The organism is Bradyrhizobium iriomotense, assembly GCF_030160715.1.
Classification (GTDB): Bacteria; Pseudomonadota; Alphaproteobacteria; order Rhizobiales; family Xanthobacteraceae; genus Bradyrhizobium; species Bradyrhizobium iriomotense.
Genome location: NZ_BSOW01000015.1, coordinates 45,557 through 61,322 on the forward strand (window position 1 = coordinate 45,557; position 15,766 = coordinate 61,322).

Annotated in this window: 13 protein-coding genes; 5 read left to right on the top strand and 8 right to left on the bottom strand. The window is 62.6% G+C overall.

Going from position 1 to position 15,766, the window contains the following annotated elements:
• Positions 1-61 precede the first annotated feature (61 nt).
• On the bottom strand, positions 62-1,279 hold the full coding sequence (locus tag QQL28_RS21735; RefSeq protein WP_284268797.1) for an ABC transporter substrate-binding protein: 1,218 nt from the start codon (positions 1,277-1,279) through the stop codon (positions 62-64).
• 137 nt (positions 1,280-1,416) lie between these two features.
• Here QQL28_RS21735 and QQL28_RS21740 point away from each other — a divergent pair, with 137 nt between their 5' ends.
• Together QQL28_RS21740 and QQL28_RS21745 are read left to right on the top strand one after the other, a co-directional pair.
• A complete protein-coding gene (locus tag QQL28_RS21740) occupies positions 1,417-2,376 on the top strand; it encodes a sugar-binding transcriptional regulator (RefSeq protein ID WP_284268539.1) in 960 nt (319 codons plus the stop codon).
• 1,138 nt (positions 2,377-3,514) lie between these two features.
• A complete protein-coding gene (locus QQL28_RS21745; protein ID WP_284268541.1) occupies positions 3,515-4,219 on the top strand; it encodes an autoinducer binding domain-containing protein in 705 nt (234 codons plus the stop codon).
• Positions 4,220-4,346: 127 nt separating this feature from the next.
• On the opposite strand, the gene QQL28_RS21750 is transcribed toward QQL28_RS21745, so the two are convergent.
• From QQL28_RS21750 to traA, 5 genes are all read right to left on the bottom strand, one after another.
• Complete coding sequence (locus tag QQL28_RS21750) at positions 4,347-4,676, bottom strand: transcriptional repressor TraM (protein ID WP_284268543.1); 330 nt, start codon at positions 4,674-4,676, stop codon at positions 4,347-4,349.
• Between the two features lie 601 nt (positions 4,677-5,277).
• Positions 5,278-5,898, bottom strand: coding sequence for a TraH family protein (locus tag QQL28_RS21755; RefSeq protein WP_284268545.1), 621 nt, complete (start codon positions 5,896-5,898; stop codon positions 5,278-5,280).
• 12 nt (positions 5,899-5,910) lie between these two features.
• The gene (locus QQL28_RS21760) at positions 5,911-7,050 is read right to left on the bottom strand and encodes a conjugal transfer protein TraB (protein ID WP_284268547.1); all 1,140 of its coding nucleotides are present in this window, start codon (positions 7,048-7,050) and stop codon (positions 5,911-5,913) included.
• A gap of 16 nt (positions 7,051-7,066) precedes the next feature.
• Entirely contained in the window at positions 7,067-7,576 is a 510-nt protein-coding gene (traF, locus tag QQL28_RS21765; RefSeq protein ID WP_348522510.1) for a conjugative transfer signal peptidase TraF, read from the bottom strand.
• A 20-nt stretch (positions 7,577-7,596) separates the two neighbouring features.
• The gene (gene traA / locus QQL28_RS21770; RefSeq protein ID WP_284268550.1) at positions 7,597-10,905 is read right to left on the bottom strand and encodes a Ti-type conjugative transfer relaxase TraA; all 3,309 of its coding nucleotides are present in this window, start codon (positions 10,903-10,905) and stop codon (positions 7,597-7,599) included.
• Between the two features lie 252 nt (positions 10,906-11,157).
• Here traA and traC point away from each other — a divergent pair, with 252 nt between their 5' ends.
• Genes traC through traG form a run of 3 tightly spaced genes read left to right on the top strand, consistent with a single transcriptional unit; the run spans position 11,158 to position 13,559 of the window.
• Positions 11,158-11,418, top strand: coding sequence for a conjugal transfer protein TraC (gene traC / locus QQL28_RS21775; RefSeq protein WP_284268551.1), 261 nt, complete (start codon positions 11,158-11,160; stop codon positions 11,416-11,418).
• A gap of 4 nt (positions 11,419-11,422) precedes the next feature.
• The gene (gene traD / locus QQL28_RS21780; protein ID WP_284268554.1) at positions 11,423-11,638 is read left to right on the top strand and encodes a type IV conjugative transfer system coupling protein TraD; all 216 of its coding nucleotides are present in this window, start codon (positions 11,423-11,425) and stop codon (positions 11,636-11,638) included.
• Positions 11,625-13,559 carry a Ti-type conjugative transfer system protein TraG gene (gene traG / locus QQL28_RS21785; RefSeq protein WP_284268556.1) on the top strand — a complete coding sequence of 645 codons (1,935 nt, stop codon included), beginning with the start codon at positions 11,625-11,627 and terminating at the stop codon, positions 13,557-13,559. The genes traD and traG overlap by 14 nt, the downstream gene beginning before the upstream one ends.
• A gap of 235 nt (positions 13,560-13,794) precedes the next feature.
• Here the strand turns inward: traG and QQL28_RS21790 are convergent, their stop codons facing one another.
• Entirely contained in the window at positions 13,795-14,196 is a 402-nt protein-coding gene (locus tag QQL28_RS21790; RefSeq protein ID WP_284268558.1) for a hypothetical protein, read from the bottom strand.
• Between the two features lie 464 nt (positions 14,197-14,660).
• Complete coding sequence (locus tag QQL28_RS21795; RefSeq protein ID WP_284268561.1) at positions 14,661-15,725, bottom strand: IS630 family transposase; 1,065 nt, start codon at positions 15,723-15,725, stop codon at positions 14,661-14,663.
• Positions 15,726-15,766: the final 41 nt, after the last annotated feature.

Sequence of the window (15,766 nt, forward strand, 5' to 3'; positions counted from 1 at the left end):
TGAGCTTTATCCGACGGCTCTCGTTGCTTCCGCCGCGACATGCGCGGCTAATGCATAGTCCTCACCGCACTTTCGCTTCGTTTTGATCTGCGCTGCATCCGGACGCTGCCGTGCTGCGGAACGCTTCCGTCGCTGGAATGGTGGCAATCCGCTCGTAATAGTCCCAGGGAAAGCGGCTCTGGCTTGGCATTTTTACGCGATAGACGCCGAGATCATAGATGACGCGACCATTCGCGAGAATTTTTGCCCCGCTGCCAAAGCGATCAACCGGCGTGGTGCGCATCGTGCCGTTTACCGTGCCGGCATCGTCGGTATTGCTCGTCTTGACGGCCTTCAAATAATGCGTGACGGAGGCATAAACTCCGGCCTGCTCCCGCGTTGGCATCCGCCCGTGGAGCTTCTCGAAGCGAGTGGCGAAAGCCCGCGTGCCGTCGCTATCGTTCCAATAGAAGCCGCTGGTGACAATCATGCCCTGCGCTGTTTCGAGCCCGAGGCTGTGGACGTCGGTGATGAAAGCATGCAGCGCAGCCAACTGCTGGTTTTTCTGTCCGATCCCAAACTGACCGGCCTGCTTGATCGCATTGACGGTGTCCGCGCCGGCACTGGCGAGAGCGATCACCTGCGCCTGCGAGCTCTGGGCACGCAACAAGAGCGAGGCGAAATCCGCCGTGTTGAGCGGATGGCGAACATTGCCGACGACCTTGCCACCATGATCCTGAACAACCTGTGTCGCATCACGCTCCAGGTCGTGACCGAATGCGTAGTCCGCTGTTAAGAAAAACCATGAACGCAATCCTTGCTCGGTCAGCGCGGCGGCCGTGCCACGAGCCAGAGCATAAGTATCGTCGGTCCAATGCGTGACGTAAGGTGAGCATCGCACGCCAGTGATCTCGGCACTGGCCGCACCTGAGACCATCAAGGCACGCTTCTTTTCAGAGGCGAGCGTCATGAGCCCCAACACAGCGCCGGTATGAGGTAGATCAACGATGACATCGACGCCACGGCGATCGAACCATTCCCGCGCAATACTGACGGCAATATCGGGCTTGTTCTGGTGATCCCCCGTAACGAGCTCGATTGGAACCCCGCCTACGGTGCCCCCCGCATTCTCGACCGCCATTCGCGCTGCAATGATCGAGCCTAAACCGCCGACATCGGCCACCACGCCGCTTTGATCGCCCATCACGCCGATCACAACCTTGCCGTCGGTGAACTGCGCATGTGCGCAGGAAGTCCAAACCAGACCCGTCAGCAGCGACACAATCAAATTACGAAGCATCAGGAGATTTCCCTTCATGGAAAGGACCATATCCTCCAGCTGAGACCCATTTGTGACGATTCTGGTACATTTGTTCGATGCGAATCTCCCTCTGGGCGCGGGGCGCCTTTCGCGCTATCCCCATTCGCGGAGACAGCATGACAACTGACAACAATGACGCAGATGGCAGCTTCGACGCCGCGCTGGCGGCCCGGATCTGCTGGCACTATTTCAAGGAAGGGCAAACTCAGGAGCTGATCGCCCAGCAACTCAATCTCACCCGGAAGAGGGTGAACAGGATGCTCGGTGAAGCGCGCGAGCGCGGATTGGTCCAGATCACGATCCAGCGTCCGCTCGGCCTTTGCAGCGAACTGGAATCTCGACTGACCAACATGTTCGGGCTGCGACACGCCATTGTCGTACCTTCGCCGATCGGCAATACCGACGTGCGAGTCTTGGTAGGCTCCGCCGCGGGCGATTACATTTCCGATCACCTCACGCCGGGTGCAGCGCTCGGCATAACATGGGGCGGCACGATCAATGCAGCGGCGCAAAGCGTGAGGCGCCGAAGTGGGGAAGCCAATCGCGTCGTGCTGCTTTGCGGGGGTCTGGCGGAAAGTACGTCGATCAACCCTTATGACAACGCGTCGATGATGGCGCGTGCGCTGGACGCTCGATGTTATTACATTACCGCACCGATGTTTGCCGCTTCTGCTGAACTACGCGACTTGTTGCTAGTTAGCGAGCCGGTGCGGTCGGTACTTGCCATGGTCCCTAAACTTGACCTAGCGCTGTTGAGCGCCATCGATCTGACTGACCAGTCAAAAGCATTGGAATATGGCGTAATATCGTGGAACGACTGGCGATCCCTGCGCGCCGCAGGGGCCGTCGGCGATATTTGTGGTCACTATCTCGACGCGGACGGAAATCTCGTGGAACATTCGCTTACCGCGCGCGTGATCAATCCTTCCATCAAATCTTTGCAGGTCATTCCGCTCCGGGTTCTGGCGGCGGGCGGAGCCTCGAAAGTGTCGATCGTTCGCGCCGCGATCAAGGCGGGGCTTTGCAATGTCCTTATTACGGACGAAAGCGCTGCGACTGCCCTGGTCCGACGTTGACGTAGATAACGGAGCAGCCACTGATGTGCTGCGCCGGCTCAGTGGAAACAAGCTTCGACGGATTGCCGAGGCTGGTGACCACGGATCGTGCGGCGGCGCTCATCCTCGATGGCGGAAGGGGTTCAACTTGCAGGTGTCACCCGTCCTGCGTGCATAAAGCTGACAAGCCGACCCCCGCATAACTTCGCCACTTATTGACGTTGGGGAGTTAGCAAGCCCTCCCGCTTTTCCTTGATACGGCGCGCAAGTGCTATCTTGCCCTTTCTAGAGGTGCCCCTCCGAGTAGCGCCCAGATCTCGGTGCGAAACGAGCTCGCTAAGGCCTTTTGCCACCGAGGTCGGGAAAAATATGCAAACGACTGGCGCCCGACATCGGTGATCGTCGTTGTGCCAGATCCCGGCCGCGCACGATGGACGGCCGGTTTAGTAGGCAGCCTGAACCGCGAATGTAGCATGAGTTGAAATTGCGGGACTATTAGAAAAGCTCTCTCTGGCGGGGCCTACAACCTTTTTTAGAACCGTAACACATTTGTGCCACGATGGGGATATTTGTGACTGATGAGAAACTCCGGGCGCGTTACGCGTTTCGAGCTATGCCTCTTCGCGGAAACAACAACGCAGAGTCGACGCCCGTGGCCTTTTCTACGGGATTCCTTGTGCAGGTCGACGAGCAGCTTGGTCCCGGCGCTGTTGTGGTGCCCAACGGCTCCCGATCCATCGGGACTTTGGCACGAGAGGGTTACCGCAACTTCACGTCATCAACGTCACAGGGCTCGGTGAACCCAATCGCTCAGGCCGGGCGCAGACGAGAAAGCGAACGTTCATTAACGTGGCACATTCGGAACGACATGACGCTGATCCGATGGAAGCGGTGTACTGCACCTCTCGTCAAAGTCGCCGGTGACAGGACTATTGCTGTGCTGCGCGCCTGCCGTCGACTGATGACGCTCACAAGCAATCCCCACTTTGTCACGCTGCCAACTTCAAGCCGTGAGGCAAGGAAGAAGATTGAATTCCGTCGAGCCACCCGAAACGGTCATCGAATCAGAGGAATTAGTGAAACGTGATGCTCGTCCGACGAGCAAGGTCGGCGTCGCGCTGATGGTCGGAAGAAGAAAAAAGACGGGGAGGAAGTTACATTGGATGGGCTATTACAGGGATTGATAGACGCTGTCGATCTGGCGCACGACGAGCGCTCCATTCGCAACGCGCTCAAGAAGTTTACTGTCTCATCCGGCTTCGATCGCTACGCCTACATTCATGTGCACGCCGACGATGCGGTTGCTTTCAGTGATTATCCTGCGGAATGGCTGAACCGCTATTTTGCAAACCATTACACGATCATCGATCCTGTCGTGACCACCGCCAAGCGCTGCATGCGAATGTTCGCGTGGTCGGCGGAGGAGCGCAACGTGCGCAAAAGCTCGCCCGAGATCAAGCAATTCTATTCCGAGGCAACTGACTTCGGCATCCGCTCCGGCGTCTCCGTTCCGATCAGGACAAGCTATGGCCGCACCGCGATGATCACACTCGCATCGGATCGGCGGCGGGTCGAGGTCCCGCCATGGGATCCGATGCAGGCGGCGTTGGCGCTCGCCTACATTCATGTTCACCTCAGCCTGGTGTCTGAGTCGTCCTTCAAAACGGCGGATGTGACGTTGTCGACGCAGGAAGCGACCTCGCTGAGCTGGTCGTCACACGGCAAGTCTATGAACGTGATCGCGGACTTGCTTGGGATCAGGCCACGAACAGTCCAGTTCTATCTGGACAATGCGCGCGACAAACTCGGCGCCAGCAATCTCCAGCAGGCCGTGCGTATCGCCATGGAGAAGAAGTTGATTTAGTCCATCGTGACACGTTTACCGGACGATCCCTGCTCTTTGCAATCTTAGTTCAAACGAACGGAGACCACGACGGCCAACCCGGAGCTAGCCGATCCGCGACTGCCTTTCCTGTGAGTTGCCGCGACGACTATCCGGCAGGGACTTTGGGGACGTAGCCGAGGCGATCGATCAGCTTGTTAAGGACAAGCTGACGCGCCCGATGCTCGGTCTCCGCATGTTCATGGATTCGTTGGAGCTCCGCCCGGCGTTCGGGACAACAGTCGGTGTCGGCCTCTGCGGCCACCCGCTGCAACCGGGCTGTCTCGGCGAGCGCGACGCTCGCACGGTATTCGCGAATGGCGTCGATGGTCAAGCGTTCAAGCTCAGGTTGTGCCATTCCCCTGAAGATGTGCTCAAGATCGCAGTTGAGCCCAGCGCCGGGCGATTCATCATCATTGTTCGATACCACAATTCTCACGCAGACTTGGTCCGCGGTGCGCCCCCGCCGACGATAATCCCCTTGATCCCAAGCCGGGGGTTAGAAAACCGCGATTAGACGGTCCCTGTGACCTTTAGCACCGAGATGCCTGGACATACGTCGCAGGCCCCCGGCCGTTAGGTCAGAGGATCCCGGTGCCGTCACGGCCGGCACCAACCGCTAATCGAGGGGTTTCTAAGCCCCGAGGCAGCGCGTACTGCCCTACGGTTCCTTATAGATTGAAGATAGATTCGGCGCTAGCCGAGGAGAATGTGGCGAATTGAACCAAGTTGGTGTGCTCTGTGCGGCCAAGGGCCTGGCGACATGAAGGGTTGCGCCGATGATTGGTGACGTCCGACGCCTGCTGTTGGATTGAGGAAGAGCATGACCGGCTGGAGAGCGACCTTGCGTCGCCGAGCCTCGCGCGCATGACCGAATATGCGATAGCGCGTCAGAGCGGCAACCCCACCTCTCCGCAGAATCGGCTGGATCGCGAAGCGCCTGCAAATCAGCATCAGGGAGCTCACGGCCGACAGCATGGCGCTGCCGCCCTATCCACTAGACCCCTGGCTTTTCCAGCTGAGGTCGTTCCCCGCAAGGCCTATTTCGGCTTGTTGATGCCAATGCCGGTCAGATCGATCCTGATGCCCGCCTTGTTCGGATCACCCGGCTCTCTGTCTTGCTGGGTACGATCGTCCGGACGGCTCGGAGGCCTCGCCGCGTCACCTTCCGCGGGCTTGTCGCCAACGTCCGACGCCCCCTTGCGGGCTGGCAGGCTGCCGGGATCGGGCTCGTCGAATACATATTTCCCGTCGAAATAGCCACTTTTCCAGGCGTCGATCGCTTCGCCGAACGCCTCATCGACCGGCGCGCCATACCATTTCGTGACGATGCGATAAATCTTGCCGAACAGCGCGGTACCCATCCTGATATTGGCGCAGGCGTCGACGAGATCGGGCTTGAGCTCGGCTGTGTCGGTGACGCCGAGCCCGGCCGGATATTGGGTCACGCCCACGCGGACCATCGCCTGGCCGACGTAACGGCGAATCAGCTCCATGGCCTCAGCCGCGGTCTTGGGCGGCGTCACCAGGATGACGCGGTTTCCGGTCCGGACCGTGACGGCGAGCGGATCGGGTGCCCCGACCGCACGGATGAATTTCTCGACGATCGCGGGCTTCAGAGTAGGATCGGCGCATTGATGAATGGTGGCGGCATCGATCATACTGATCCCCCTTCAGGTGTTGAACGAGAGCACGAGCGGCATCGCGAACAGGCGCGCCCAGGCCTGTGTGCTCGCTCTTTGAACGGCGAGGACGTTGGTGCCGGCGGTCCACCAGTCGTTGCCAACAGCGACAAGCACGCCGGGCGAGTGGAGCATCGACTGCAGGACGGGCCAGACGAGCAACTGCTCGTAACAGATCAAGGGCGCGACGCGTCTGCCGGCGGACTCGACGACGGGGTTGGCAAAGAGGGTAGCCCTGGCGCCTCCGCCCTGCCCTGTCCATGCGAGCCAGGGTTGCCACATCGAGACCGGGACCGGCATGCGCTCGCCGTAGAGGGGGCGCGCGCGACCGGCGCTGATCTCCATCATGGCGTTGTCATAGCCTTCGCGATCGACGATCGCCGCACCGGCGATCACCGTGATGTCGGAGCCGCGAAGGCCGTCCATCCAGACGCCGCTCGTGGTCGGCGTCCACAGCCCGGCCGCACTCTCGGGAAGCACGACAACGCGCGCTCCGGCCGCGCCCGCTTCGCGCACGCGCTGGAGAAGCGTCTGGGATTGATCGAGATCGGGAGTCCGGCCGAGCGCGCTGCCAAGCCTGGTATCCAGACCAATCCATCCGTCTGGTGGCGATGGCGCGATCCAGTGCGCGGCCGACCAGGCCCAGAAACCGGCCACAACGATCGCCGCGACGGGCCACTTGCCGGTCGTCATGGTGAGCAGGATTGCCGCGGTCGCGCCCAGTCCCCACCACCCCCATCCGGGAAAGAGAGCGCCGGCCGCGGTGATCGGGTGTGCCCATCCGACGATCCCGAACGGAGGAACGCTCATCAGGAACGCCGCAAGCCCAAAGCAAAACGCACTCTCCCACCCCGGCCGGCTTTGCCACAGCGGGGCGTGGACGAGGACGAAGGCGGCCGCGGCGCCGATCCACAAGACGATGCCGACGCCGAGATCCGTGCCGTAGAAATTGATGACGCCCTGCGGCAGCCCGCGCGATGCCGCCAGGAAATAGGCGGCGCTCACTGCCGCTGCAATCACCCGCGACGGCGCAAACGCCCACAGCGCTGGGAAGGCGCAGGCGAGCGGCAGGGCGCGCGCGTGACCGCACCAGGCAGCAGCCCCGAAGCCGGCCGCGGCCACGGCCATCACCGCACCGCGCCAGGCGCTAGGGGCCGAAGGTGAGAATTGGCCGGGCGAGGCCGAGAATGCCCGACGACGGGATCGTACCGAAGTAGCGGGAATCATAGGAGCCTGCGAAATCGGAGTGGAGATAGAGGTCGCCGTCGGGAATGACGCCGCCGGCAAACGGGGCGAGTGGACGGCCGGCGGCATCGGTGTGCCGGACATCGGAACCTGTGAGCGGACGGCCGTCGATAAAGACCTGATCAGCCACATCGATCTGCTGGCCACTGACGGCGGCGACGGTCTTGATGAGCGGGCTTAAGCCTCCGGCGCAAAGCCCGCGCCGGATGTAACCGCGCGCGAATGCGCGTTCAAACTCGGCCGTCTCAGGCGGACAGATAAAGACGAGATCGCCGGCGGCAGCGGCCCGATCCAGCGTCTCGATCCGCCACAGGCCGCGCGGGTAGCTCGCCGTCATGTTGATGCGCAGTCCGGTGCACCAACCGGCGCCTGCCACGGCGGCGACGAGGCCGGCACCCGCCACCAGGATCACCAAGGGGAAGCGCCGTATGCTCATTTCAGGGTCTGTCCCTGGCCCTGGGTCAGGCGCTGCGCCTCGGCCTGTTTGAGGGCCTGAACGGTGCGCTCCCCTGCTGCGAGCTGCTGTGCCGCGCGCAGGGCCGGCCAGGCTTCTTTCAGCTGCTCGCGCCGCCCTGGATCCATGCCGTCGGCCGCCTTCTCGAAAGGCTGGCCGTTGGGTTCTTTAGCGGCGTTCGACAGGAAGGTGCGATCGCCAAAGCGCTCTGCGACGGCCTTGTTAAAACCGTCGATCTCCGCTTTCACCATCCTGTCCTCGAGCGCGAATTCAAGTGCGCTCGGGAGATCATTGCGATCGATCGCGTCGCGGATGCGCTCGAGCACGCGACGCGCATCGCGCGACAAAGCGGGGACGTCGATGGCGACACGATGCCGGATCTCGCGTTCCTCGGCCTCATGCTTGTGCTCGGCCTCGGCCCGAAGACGCAAGTATCGCTCGATGTCGCGCTGGAGCGCGGGCACATTGGCCTCCGCGCGCTGGCGCTCCTGCTTGTCGGCCTTGCCCGCCAGCAGGCCGGTCTTGCCGCGCAGCGTCCCGAACGATTCCGGGTTCGTGGCGAAACGGGCGATCGTCGAAGTTGCCGCAGCGGAATCCTTCAACATGGCCTCGAAATTCGTCGCGCGGAACGCGCGCTCGGGATCGGCAAAGACGAGGCGGAAGCGGGTCGACACATCCTCCCACTGCTTCTTGATGGCGGGGTCGGCGAGGATCCTGTCCTCGACGGTATCGATGAGGGATTTGGGGAATGTCGTTACGCCTGCGACCATGGGCTGCGCCTCCTTGTGTGCGGTTCTGATGATGGGTTTGCGGCCGTCGACGAGGCCGAGTTTTTGGGCGAGCGCACGCAGCCGATGGCCGACCTCGGCAAGGCGCTGCTTTTGGCGAACCGTCCAGCGCAGGCGATCGTTCACGAGCGTGCGCGCCACCTTGACGATATGCAGTCCACGGTTTGCGGCGAAGCGGAGTGCATCCCGATAGAGGCTGCCGCGTTCGTAATCGAGCGTGGTCTCCTTCGCCCGCCGCTGCGACAGGATGGGGATCAGGCCACCGGCCTTCTGGAACGAACGCCGGCCGTAATAGAGCGCCACATCCTCGCGATGGCGGGTCAGCGCGACATAGGTCAGGTGCTTGTCCAGCGACAGCGTTGCCAGCACCTTGACCCGGTCGACCGTTGCTCCCTGCGCCTTATGCACGGTCGTCGCATAGCCGTGGTCGATATTGCGATAGAAGCGCTGATCGACCTCGACGCGGCGGCGGCCCTCGCCCTCCCCGATCTCGGCGACGAGGCGCGCAGGCTCGGCGGCCACGACCCTGCCGATCATGCCGTTCTTCACGCCGAGCGAGCCCTCGTTCTTCAGGAAGACGATCTGGTCGCCGGGCGCAAACCAGCGCTCGCCGTCCTCAGTCCGGAAGGCATGTCCCTCTTCGACGAGACCGCGCTCGACGAGTTTGGCCCGCGCCATTTCGTTCAGCGCGCGGACGTCGCGGCGCAGATGCGCCAGGATCAATGTCGACTTGGACGGGTCGTAGTCGCGGTTCCAATCGGCGATGAGATTGTCGATCGCATGCGCCTTCAACTCCGAGCCGAACAGACGTCCATGATGGCGATAGGCGGACAGGGCCTCTCCCGTCCGGCCACGGGCAAGGTCGAGCGAGGCGTCACGCATCCATTGCTGGCGCTGACGATAGATCGTCTCGAGTTCAGCATAGCCGATGCGTTCAACAATCGCGCGAAACGCTGCGCCTGCTTCGATCGGCTGAAGCTGCTCGGGATCGCCGACCAGGACAAGCTTCGCTCCAGACTTTGACGCTGTTTCGACGAACAGCGCCATCTGCCGCGAGGCGACCATGCCGGCCTCGTCCAGGACAAAAACCGTTCTGTCATCGAGGCCGTCCCGACCGCTCTTCCATCGCAATTCCCAGGAGGCCAGCGTGCGGGATTCGATGCCCGCCTCTTTCTCCAATCCCTCGGCCGCCTTGCCCGACAAGGTGCCGCCGACAACGCGATAACCGGCGGCCTCCCACACCTCCCGCGCGGCCCGCATCATCGTGGTCTTGCCCGCGCCTGCACGGCCGACAACCGCCGCGATCCTTTCTCCGGACGCCATATGCGCGATGGAGGCGTGCTGCTCGGCCGAGAGGTTGGCGTGGCGCGCGGACACGGCGGCGACCACCTGCGCCTTGACCGTGAAAGCCGTGCTGCCCGAGAGGTGGATCGCGCGCCGCGCCATCTCCGCTTCTAGCCGAATCAGTTCGCGCGTTGTGTATTTCGCCGGTGCCCGCGCGCCCGTGGCGAAGTCGACCGACTCCCCTTCCAGTCGGAGCGCATGCGGGCTTTGCAGCACCCGCGCCATCAAGTGCTGGAAGGTTTTGGCATCGTCGACGTAGCGATGCAGGAGCTTGCCGACATCGTGTTCGTCAAAGACGCTCTTCTCCCGCGAAATCATGTCGAGCACGATCTCCGGACGGCGCTGGATCCGCCTCAGCGTCTCGGCCCGGTTCTCGTCGAAGACGCGCAACCGTTCGAGGTTCGGATGGCGCCCCTCGCGCTCCGCGCGGCGCTGGATGGCCTTGGCCGCGACGCCGATATGGGTGGTCGGCACGACGTCAATCCCGCGCTCGGCGTAGGACCGCCCATCAACCCGAATCTCGTGGCCGTTCAGGGCGAGATGCCGGTTCTGCAGGTCGAGCCAGCCGTTGCGCTGCTCGAGGAACTCTTGCTTCTCGCCGGCCCAAAGCCGGTAGGCGATCTTGCCGGATTTCATGCGCAGCGGTTGCCCGTCGTCTCCGATGACCGTGACCCGCTTTGGCCCGAATCCGTCCTCGGTGAGAGGCCGCAGCGTCGTCATCAGGTGGACATGCGGATTGCCCGGCTCGTCATGATAGACCCAGTCCGCGACCTGCCCGCGCGACAGCACCTGCTCGACCACGAACTGGCGCATCAGTGCGATGTTCTGCTCAAGCGTCAGCTCGACGGGCAGCGCGATGATGAACTCCTTGGCGAACTGCGCATCGGCCCGCTTCTCGAAGGCTTCGACCTTGTTCCAGAAGGCCTCCGACGCGCCGGCAACAGAGCGATCGGCGATCAATGTCCGTAGCCAGGCGGGCGCGTCGGCCGGGACCAGGAATTCCTCATGGATCATGCCGCGCTTGTTGGAATAGTCGACGGTCCGGCCCTCGGCCTCGAACTCCATCTTCGCGCAATGCCGGTAGGCAGCGGCCAGCACGGCGCTGCGGCCATCGCCGCGTCCGATGAGCTGGGGCGTGAAATGGGTGATGGCCACGGCCGGAAGCGATCCTTAAGACGAACGAACATGCGGTTCGTCGGGATCGGCCTGCCCATTCGGGGCGGGAAGCAGGACGTCGCGCCAGCGACGTATTACTGCGCCCTTGGAAACCGCTCCTTCGGAACGGCGGGATGATCTTCCAAAGCGTCGGCTTCGCCGACCCCGTTAATTACCCGGGTCGCGCTTCGCGCTCGCCCCGGCTTTCTTATCCAGCGCTTCGCGCGAAAGTGACAGGAAAGGTCTTCCGGAATGAAAAAGCCCTCGCGGCAGATCAGGGACGAAATCGCCAGGCTCCAGGACCAGCTGAAGCAGGCTGAAACGCGAGAGGCCGAGCGTATTGGCCGCATCGCGCTCAAGGCCGGGATGGGCGAGATCGAGATCGACGAAGCGGCCCTACAGTCTGTGTTCGAGGAGATCGCCGGCCGGTTTCGCAAAGGCGGGAGCCGAAGCGCGAAGGCGGCCGCGGCCGTCCCGCCTGGCGCGTCTTCGGACATGGCTGACCAGGGCTGAACGCATGCGCCGCTCCGATGCGACTAGTGCCCGCAAGAAGGACACGCGGGAGAAGATCGAGCTCGGCGGCCTGATCGCCAAGGCCGGGCTGCGCTACGAGAAGCGCGCGCTGCTGCTCGGTCTGCTGCTCGATGCCGCCGACCGTCTCCGCGGCAATGAGGCGGAACGCGAGCGCCTGATAGCGATTGGCGCGAAGGCGTTCGGCCATGAGAGCAAATAGAAGCGCGCTCGCGATCGTGCCGGCCGTGCTGATGGCGGGCTTATGTCTTGCGCTGACCGGTATCGAAGCCTGGCTTTCGAGGTTCGGGGCAGCCCCGAAGGCGCACCTGGTGCTCGGCCGGATCGGCATCGCCCTGCCCTACGTGATGGCCGCGGCGATCGGCGTGGTCTTCCTGTTCGCGGCCGCCGGCGCGACGGCGATCCGCTCCGCCGGCTGGAGCGTCGTGTTCGGCGGCCTGCTCGTGGTCGCGATCGCCGCCTCGCGCGAGATCGCGCGCCTGCATTCCTTCACCGATGCCCTGCCGGCTGGAGATCGCCTTCTCGCCTATGCCGATCCCTCGACCGTCATCGGAGCGACGGTCGCGGCGCTCGTGGCTGTGTTCGGATTGCGTGTGGCAATAAGAGGCAATGCCGCCTTCGCGGCCGCTGAGCCGCGTCGCATTCGCGGGCGACGCGCCATCCATGGCGAGTCCGACTGGATGACGATGATGACCGAGGCTGCCCGGCTGTTCCCGGAGGCAGGTGGCATCGTGGTCGGGGAGCGCTATCGCGTCGATCGGGATGCGGTCGCCGACCAATCCTTCCGCGCCGACGATCCCGAGACATGGGGCGCCGGCGGCAAGTCTCCTTTGCTCTGTTTCGATGCCTCCTTCGGCTCGTCGCACGGCATCGTGTTCGCCGGTTCCGGCGGCTTCAAGACGACATCCGTGACGGTGCCGACGGCGCTCAAATGGGGCGGCGGATTGGTCGTTCTCGACCCGTCCAACGAGGTCGCACCGATGATCACCGGACACCGGCACGGGGCCGGTCGCCAGGTCTTCGTGCTCGATCCGCGCTCCTCGGAAATCGGCTTCAATGTGCTCGACTGGATCGGCCAGCATGGCGCGACCAAGGAAGAGGACATTGCCGCCGTCGCGTCATGGATCATGACCGACAATCCGCGCCAGGGCTCGGCGCGCGACGACTTCTTTCGTGCCTCGGCATTGCAACTGCTGACGGCGCTGATCGCCGATGTCTGCCTGTCCGGTCATACGGAAAAGAAGGATCAGCACCTCCGCCAGGTCCGCGCCAATCTGTCCGAGCCGGAGCCGAAGTTGCGCCAGCGGCTTCAGACGATTTACGACAATTCGGAGTCCGGATTTGTGAAGGAGAATGTCGCGCCCTTCATCGCCATGACGCCGGAGACCTTCAGCGGCGTCTACGCCAACGCGGTGAAGGAAACCCACTGGCTCTCCTATTCCAACTATGCCGCGCTGGTGTCCGGCTCAAACTTCACGACGGCCGAGCTCGCGGAGGGTCGGACCGACGTCTTCATCAATCTCGACCTGAAGACGCTGGAGAATCATGCCGGCCTCGCCCGCGTTATCATCGGCTCGCTGCTCAACGCCATCTACAATCGCAATGGCGAAGGGATCGGCCGCACCCTGTTCCTGCTCGATGAGGTCGCTCGCCTCGGCTACTTGCGCATTCTCGAAACCGCGCGCGATGCCGGGCGCAAATACGGCATCACCCTCTTGATGCTCTACCAGTCGATCGGCCAGATGCGCGAGGCCTATGGCGGACGTGATGCCACCAGCAAGTGGTTCGAGAGCGCGTCCTGGATCTCCTTCTCGGCGATCAACGATCCCGAGACGGCGGACTACATTTCGAAGCGTTGCGGTGACACGACGGTTGAGGTCGATCAGCTGAGCCGCTCCTCGCAAATGTCGGGCTCGTCCCGGACGCGGTCCAAGCAGCTCGCGCGCCGGCCGCTCATGCTGCCGCATGAGGTGCTGCGCATGCGGACCGATGAGCAGATCATCTTCACCGCCGGCAACCCGCCGCTGCGATGCGGACGTGCCATCTGGTTCCGGCGCACCGACATGCGGGCGTGCGTCGGCGAGAACAGGTTCTACCGGAGAGAAGCAGGTAGCCAGAGCTGATGATCGTGAAATCGCCGATGAGCCGCGAGAGGATCGTCACGCGAATGCGCGGAGAACGCCTGCGGGCTCCGGGAGTGCCGTTCCCGGCGCGAGTAAAGCCGTCCCCGAAAGGGGCTCGCCCAAACACTCCTATCGCTGCGAGATCAATTCCTAGACGGTGGACTCTCCGAGCCGAGCGAGACAAAGCCAGGTCGAGAACGACATCCCGCTCCCATGCCGATGTCCGAACATCGGACTACGCATCCGGGAAGTTGACGCGCAAGTAGTCAGTTGCCGCGTCGGCCGTAGCGAACGTCGCCAGTTGCTGCGGCGCCTCGTCCGGCCGCTGGGCCTGCCGGACCACCAAGACCTGATCTGCGTCGAACTGGACGCAGGGGCGCTCCCGGAACTTGAGCCACTCCGCTTGTTTGGCCTCGGCCAACGCGCAGGCCGCGTCGTAGTCATCGGCGATGCCAAGATGGGTCGAACGGTCCCACGCCCCGCCATTCAGGCACCGCACCTCTATCCGGCCATCCGGCAACGTGACACCATACGGACGATCCCACCATTGATCGAGCTGCGCCTTGCTTCGTGCGTCGTTCGCCGTCGCGTCGAAGGCCTTCGGCAGTTTGGGGTCGAGCGGAATTCTGTTTGGCATTGTAATCCTCTGATCAGGCCGAAAATGCCAGAACGCGAGCTGAATTGGGAGAGCTAAATTGGGCTACGCCGGGGACCATGCGACCTGCATGCGGGCGAGCGTCGGCGAGAACGGATTCTACCGGAAAGAAGCTGGCCAGCTGATGGTCGTGAAATCGCCGATGAGCCGCGAGAGGATCGTCACGCGAATGCGCGGAGAACGCTGGCGGGCTCGGGGAGTGCCGCTCCCGGCGGCGCGAGTAGAGCGGTCCCCGAAGGGGCTCGCCCAATCCCTTGTTGATGGAAGGAGGGGACATTGGACGCGCGAAGATGGCTGCCGTAAGATCGCACGAGATCAAAGGGTCAAATGCAACGTGTGGGACTACCGCCAAGGCCGGAGCCAAGTCCTAATGTCCAGGCGGATGATTTCTGGATGGCTTCGCTCCCACAACCTGCAAGCCGCTTAATCTTTGCTAGTACCCGGAATCATAACTGAGTGATACGGCGGCCTTTGAAGCGGCGTTGACGGACCTTTTTCTTGGTCCAGACGAAGGGCTCGGCTCTGTCGTTGTATGCGTTGACGTAGGCATCGATGTGTTCCTGAAGCTGCTTGAGGCTCGTGAAGGAGGTGCCGCTGAGCGACTGCCCCTGCAAGATTGAGAACCATACCTCGACCTGGTTGAGCCAGGACGCACTCGTCGGCGTGAAATGAAATTGCACATTGGGATGGGCTTTGAGCCAGTCCTCGTTCTTCTTATGGGTGTTGAGGTTGTCGAGGATGACGTGAAGCTTTCGACCCGGAAAGGCCGCGGTGAGGCTGTTCATGAAATCGAGAAATTCGACGCGGCGACGGCGTTTCGAATGCGTGGCGATGATCTTTCCGGTGGCGACTTCGAGCGCCGCAAACAATGTTGTGGTGCCATGCCGCTTGTAATCGTGGCTCTGGCCGGTCAAGGCGCGACCGTTGGGCAACTTCAGATAACCCTGCGCTCGCTCCAGAGCCTGGATCGAGGGCTTCTCGTCTACGCACAGCACAATGGCCTTCGCCGGCGGGGCAACGTAAAGACCAACAACATTGGCGGCTTTGGCCGTAAAGTTCGGGTCGTTGCTCTCACACCAGGACTTGCGAGCCGCAAGATCAATCTTGTGGTTGCGCAGGAACCGCCAGACATATTGGACGTCGACATCGCCCAGCGCCTCAGCCAGCAGAGGGCCGGTCCAGCGCGCAAACCCTTGCGGGGACGGCTTATCCAGCAGCTTCAGAATCCGCTTGTCGGTCGTCTTCGTATAGATCGGCTGCTTGCCGGGCCGCGGCTTGTCTTGCAGCCCTTCAAGGCCATGGTCGGCATAGCGATGCCGCCAAAGGCTGACAATCCGCGGCTGGACCCCAACTTCCTTGGCGATCGACCGGGTGCTGCGCCCATCCGCCGCCAACAGAACTATCTGTGCCCGCTTCAAATCGCGCTGCAATGTCACCGGTGAGCGGCAACAGGCTTCAAGCACCTTGCGATCTTTCCTCGAAAGGTGGACTTCTCTTGCTTCGGGTATCATCCCGGCCTTGAATCACGACTCACGATCTAAGAAAAGTGGGT

Bases quoted from the DNA above. Each gene is read 5' to 3' on its own strand.
- QQL28_RS21735 (WP_284268797.1), bottom strand. From the start codon at position 1,279: ATGCTTCGTAATTTGATTGTGTCGCTGCTGACGGGTCTGGTTTGGACT.
- QQL28_RS21740 (WP_284268539.1), top strand. From the start codon at position 1,417: ATGACAACTGACAACAATGACGCAGATGGCAGCTTCGACGCCGCGCTG.
- QQL28_RS21755 (WP_284268545.1), bottom strand. From the start codon at position 5,898: ATGATCGATGCCGCCACCATTCATCAATGCGCCGATCCTACTCTGAAG.
- traC (WP_284268551.1), top strand. From the start codon at position 11,158: ATGAAAAAGCCCTCGCGGCAGATCAGGGACGAAATCGCCAGGCTCCAG.
- traD (WP_284268554.1), top strand. From the start codon at position 11,423: ATGCGCCGCTCCGATGCGACTAGTGCCCGCAAGAAGGACACGCGGGAG.
- traG (WP_284268556.1), top strand. From the start codon at position 11,625: ATGAGAGCAAATAGAAGCGCGCTCGCGATCGTGCCGGCCGTGCTGATG.
- QQL28_RS21790 (WP_284268558.1), bottom strand. From the start codon at position 14,196: ATGCCAAACAGAATTCCGCTCGACCCCAAACTGCCGAAGGCCTTCGAC.
- QQL28_RS21795 (WP_284268561.1), bottom strand. From the start codon at position 15,725: ATGATACCCGAAGCAAGAGAAGTCCACCTTTCGAGGAAAGATCGCAAG.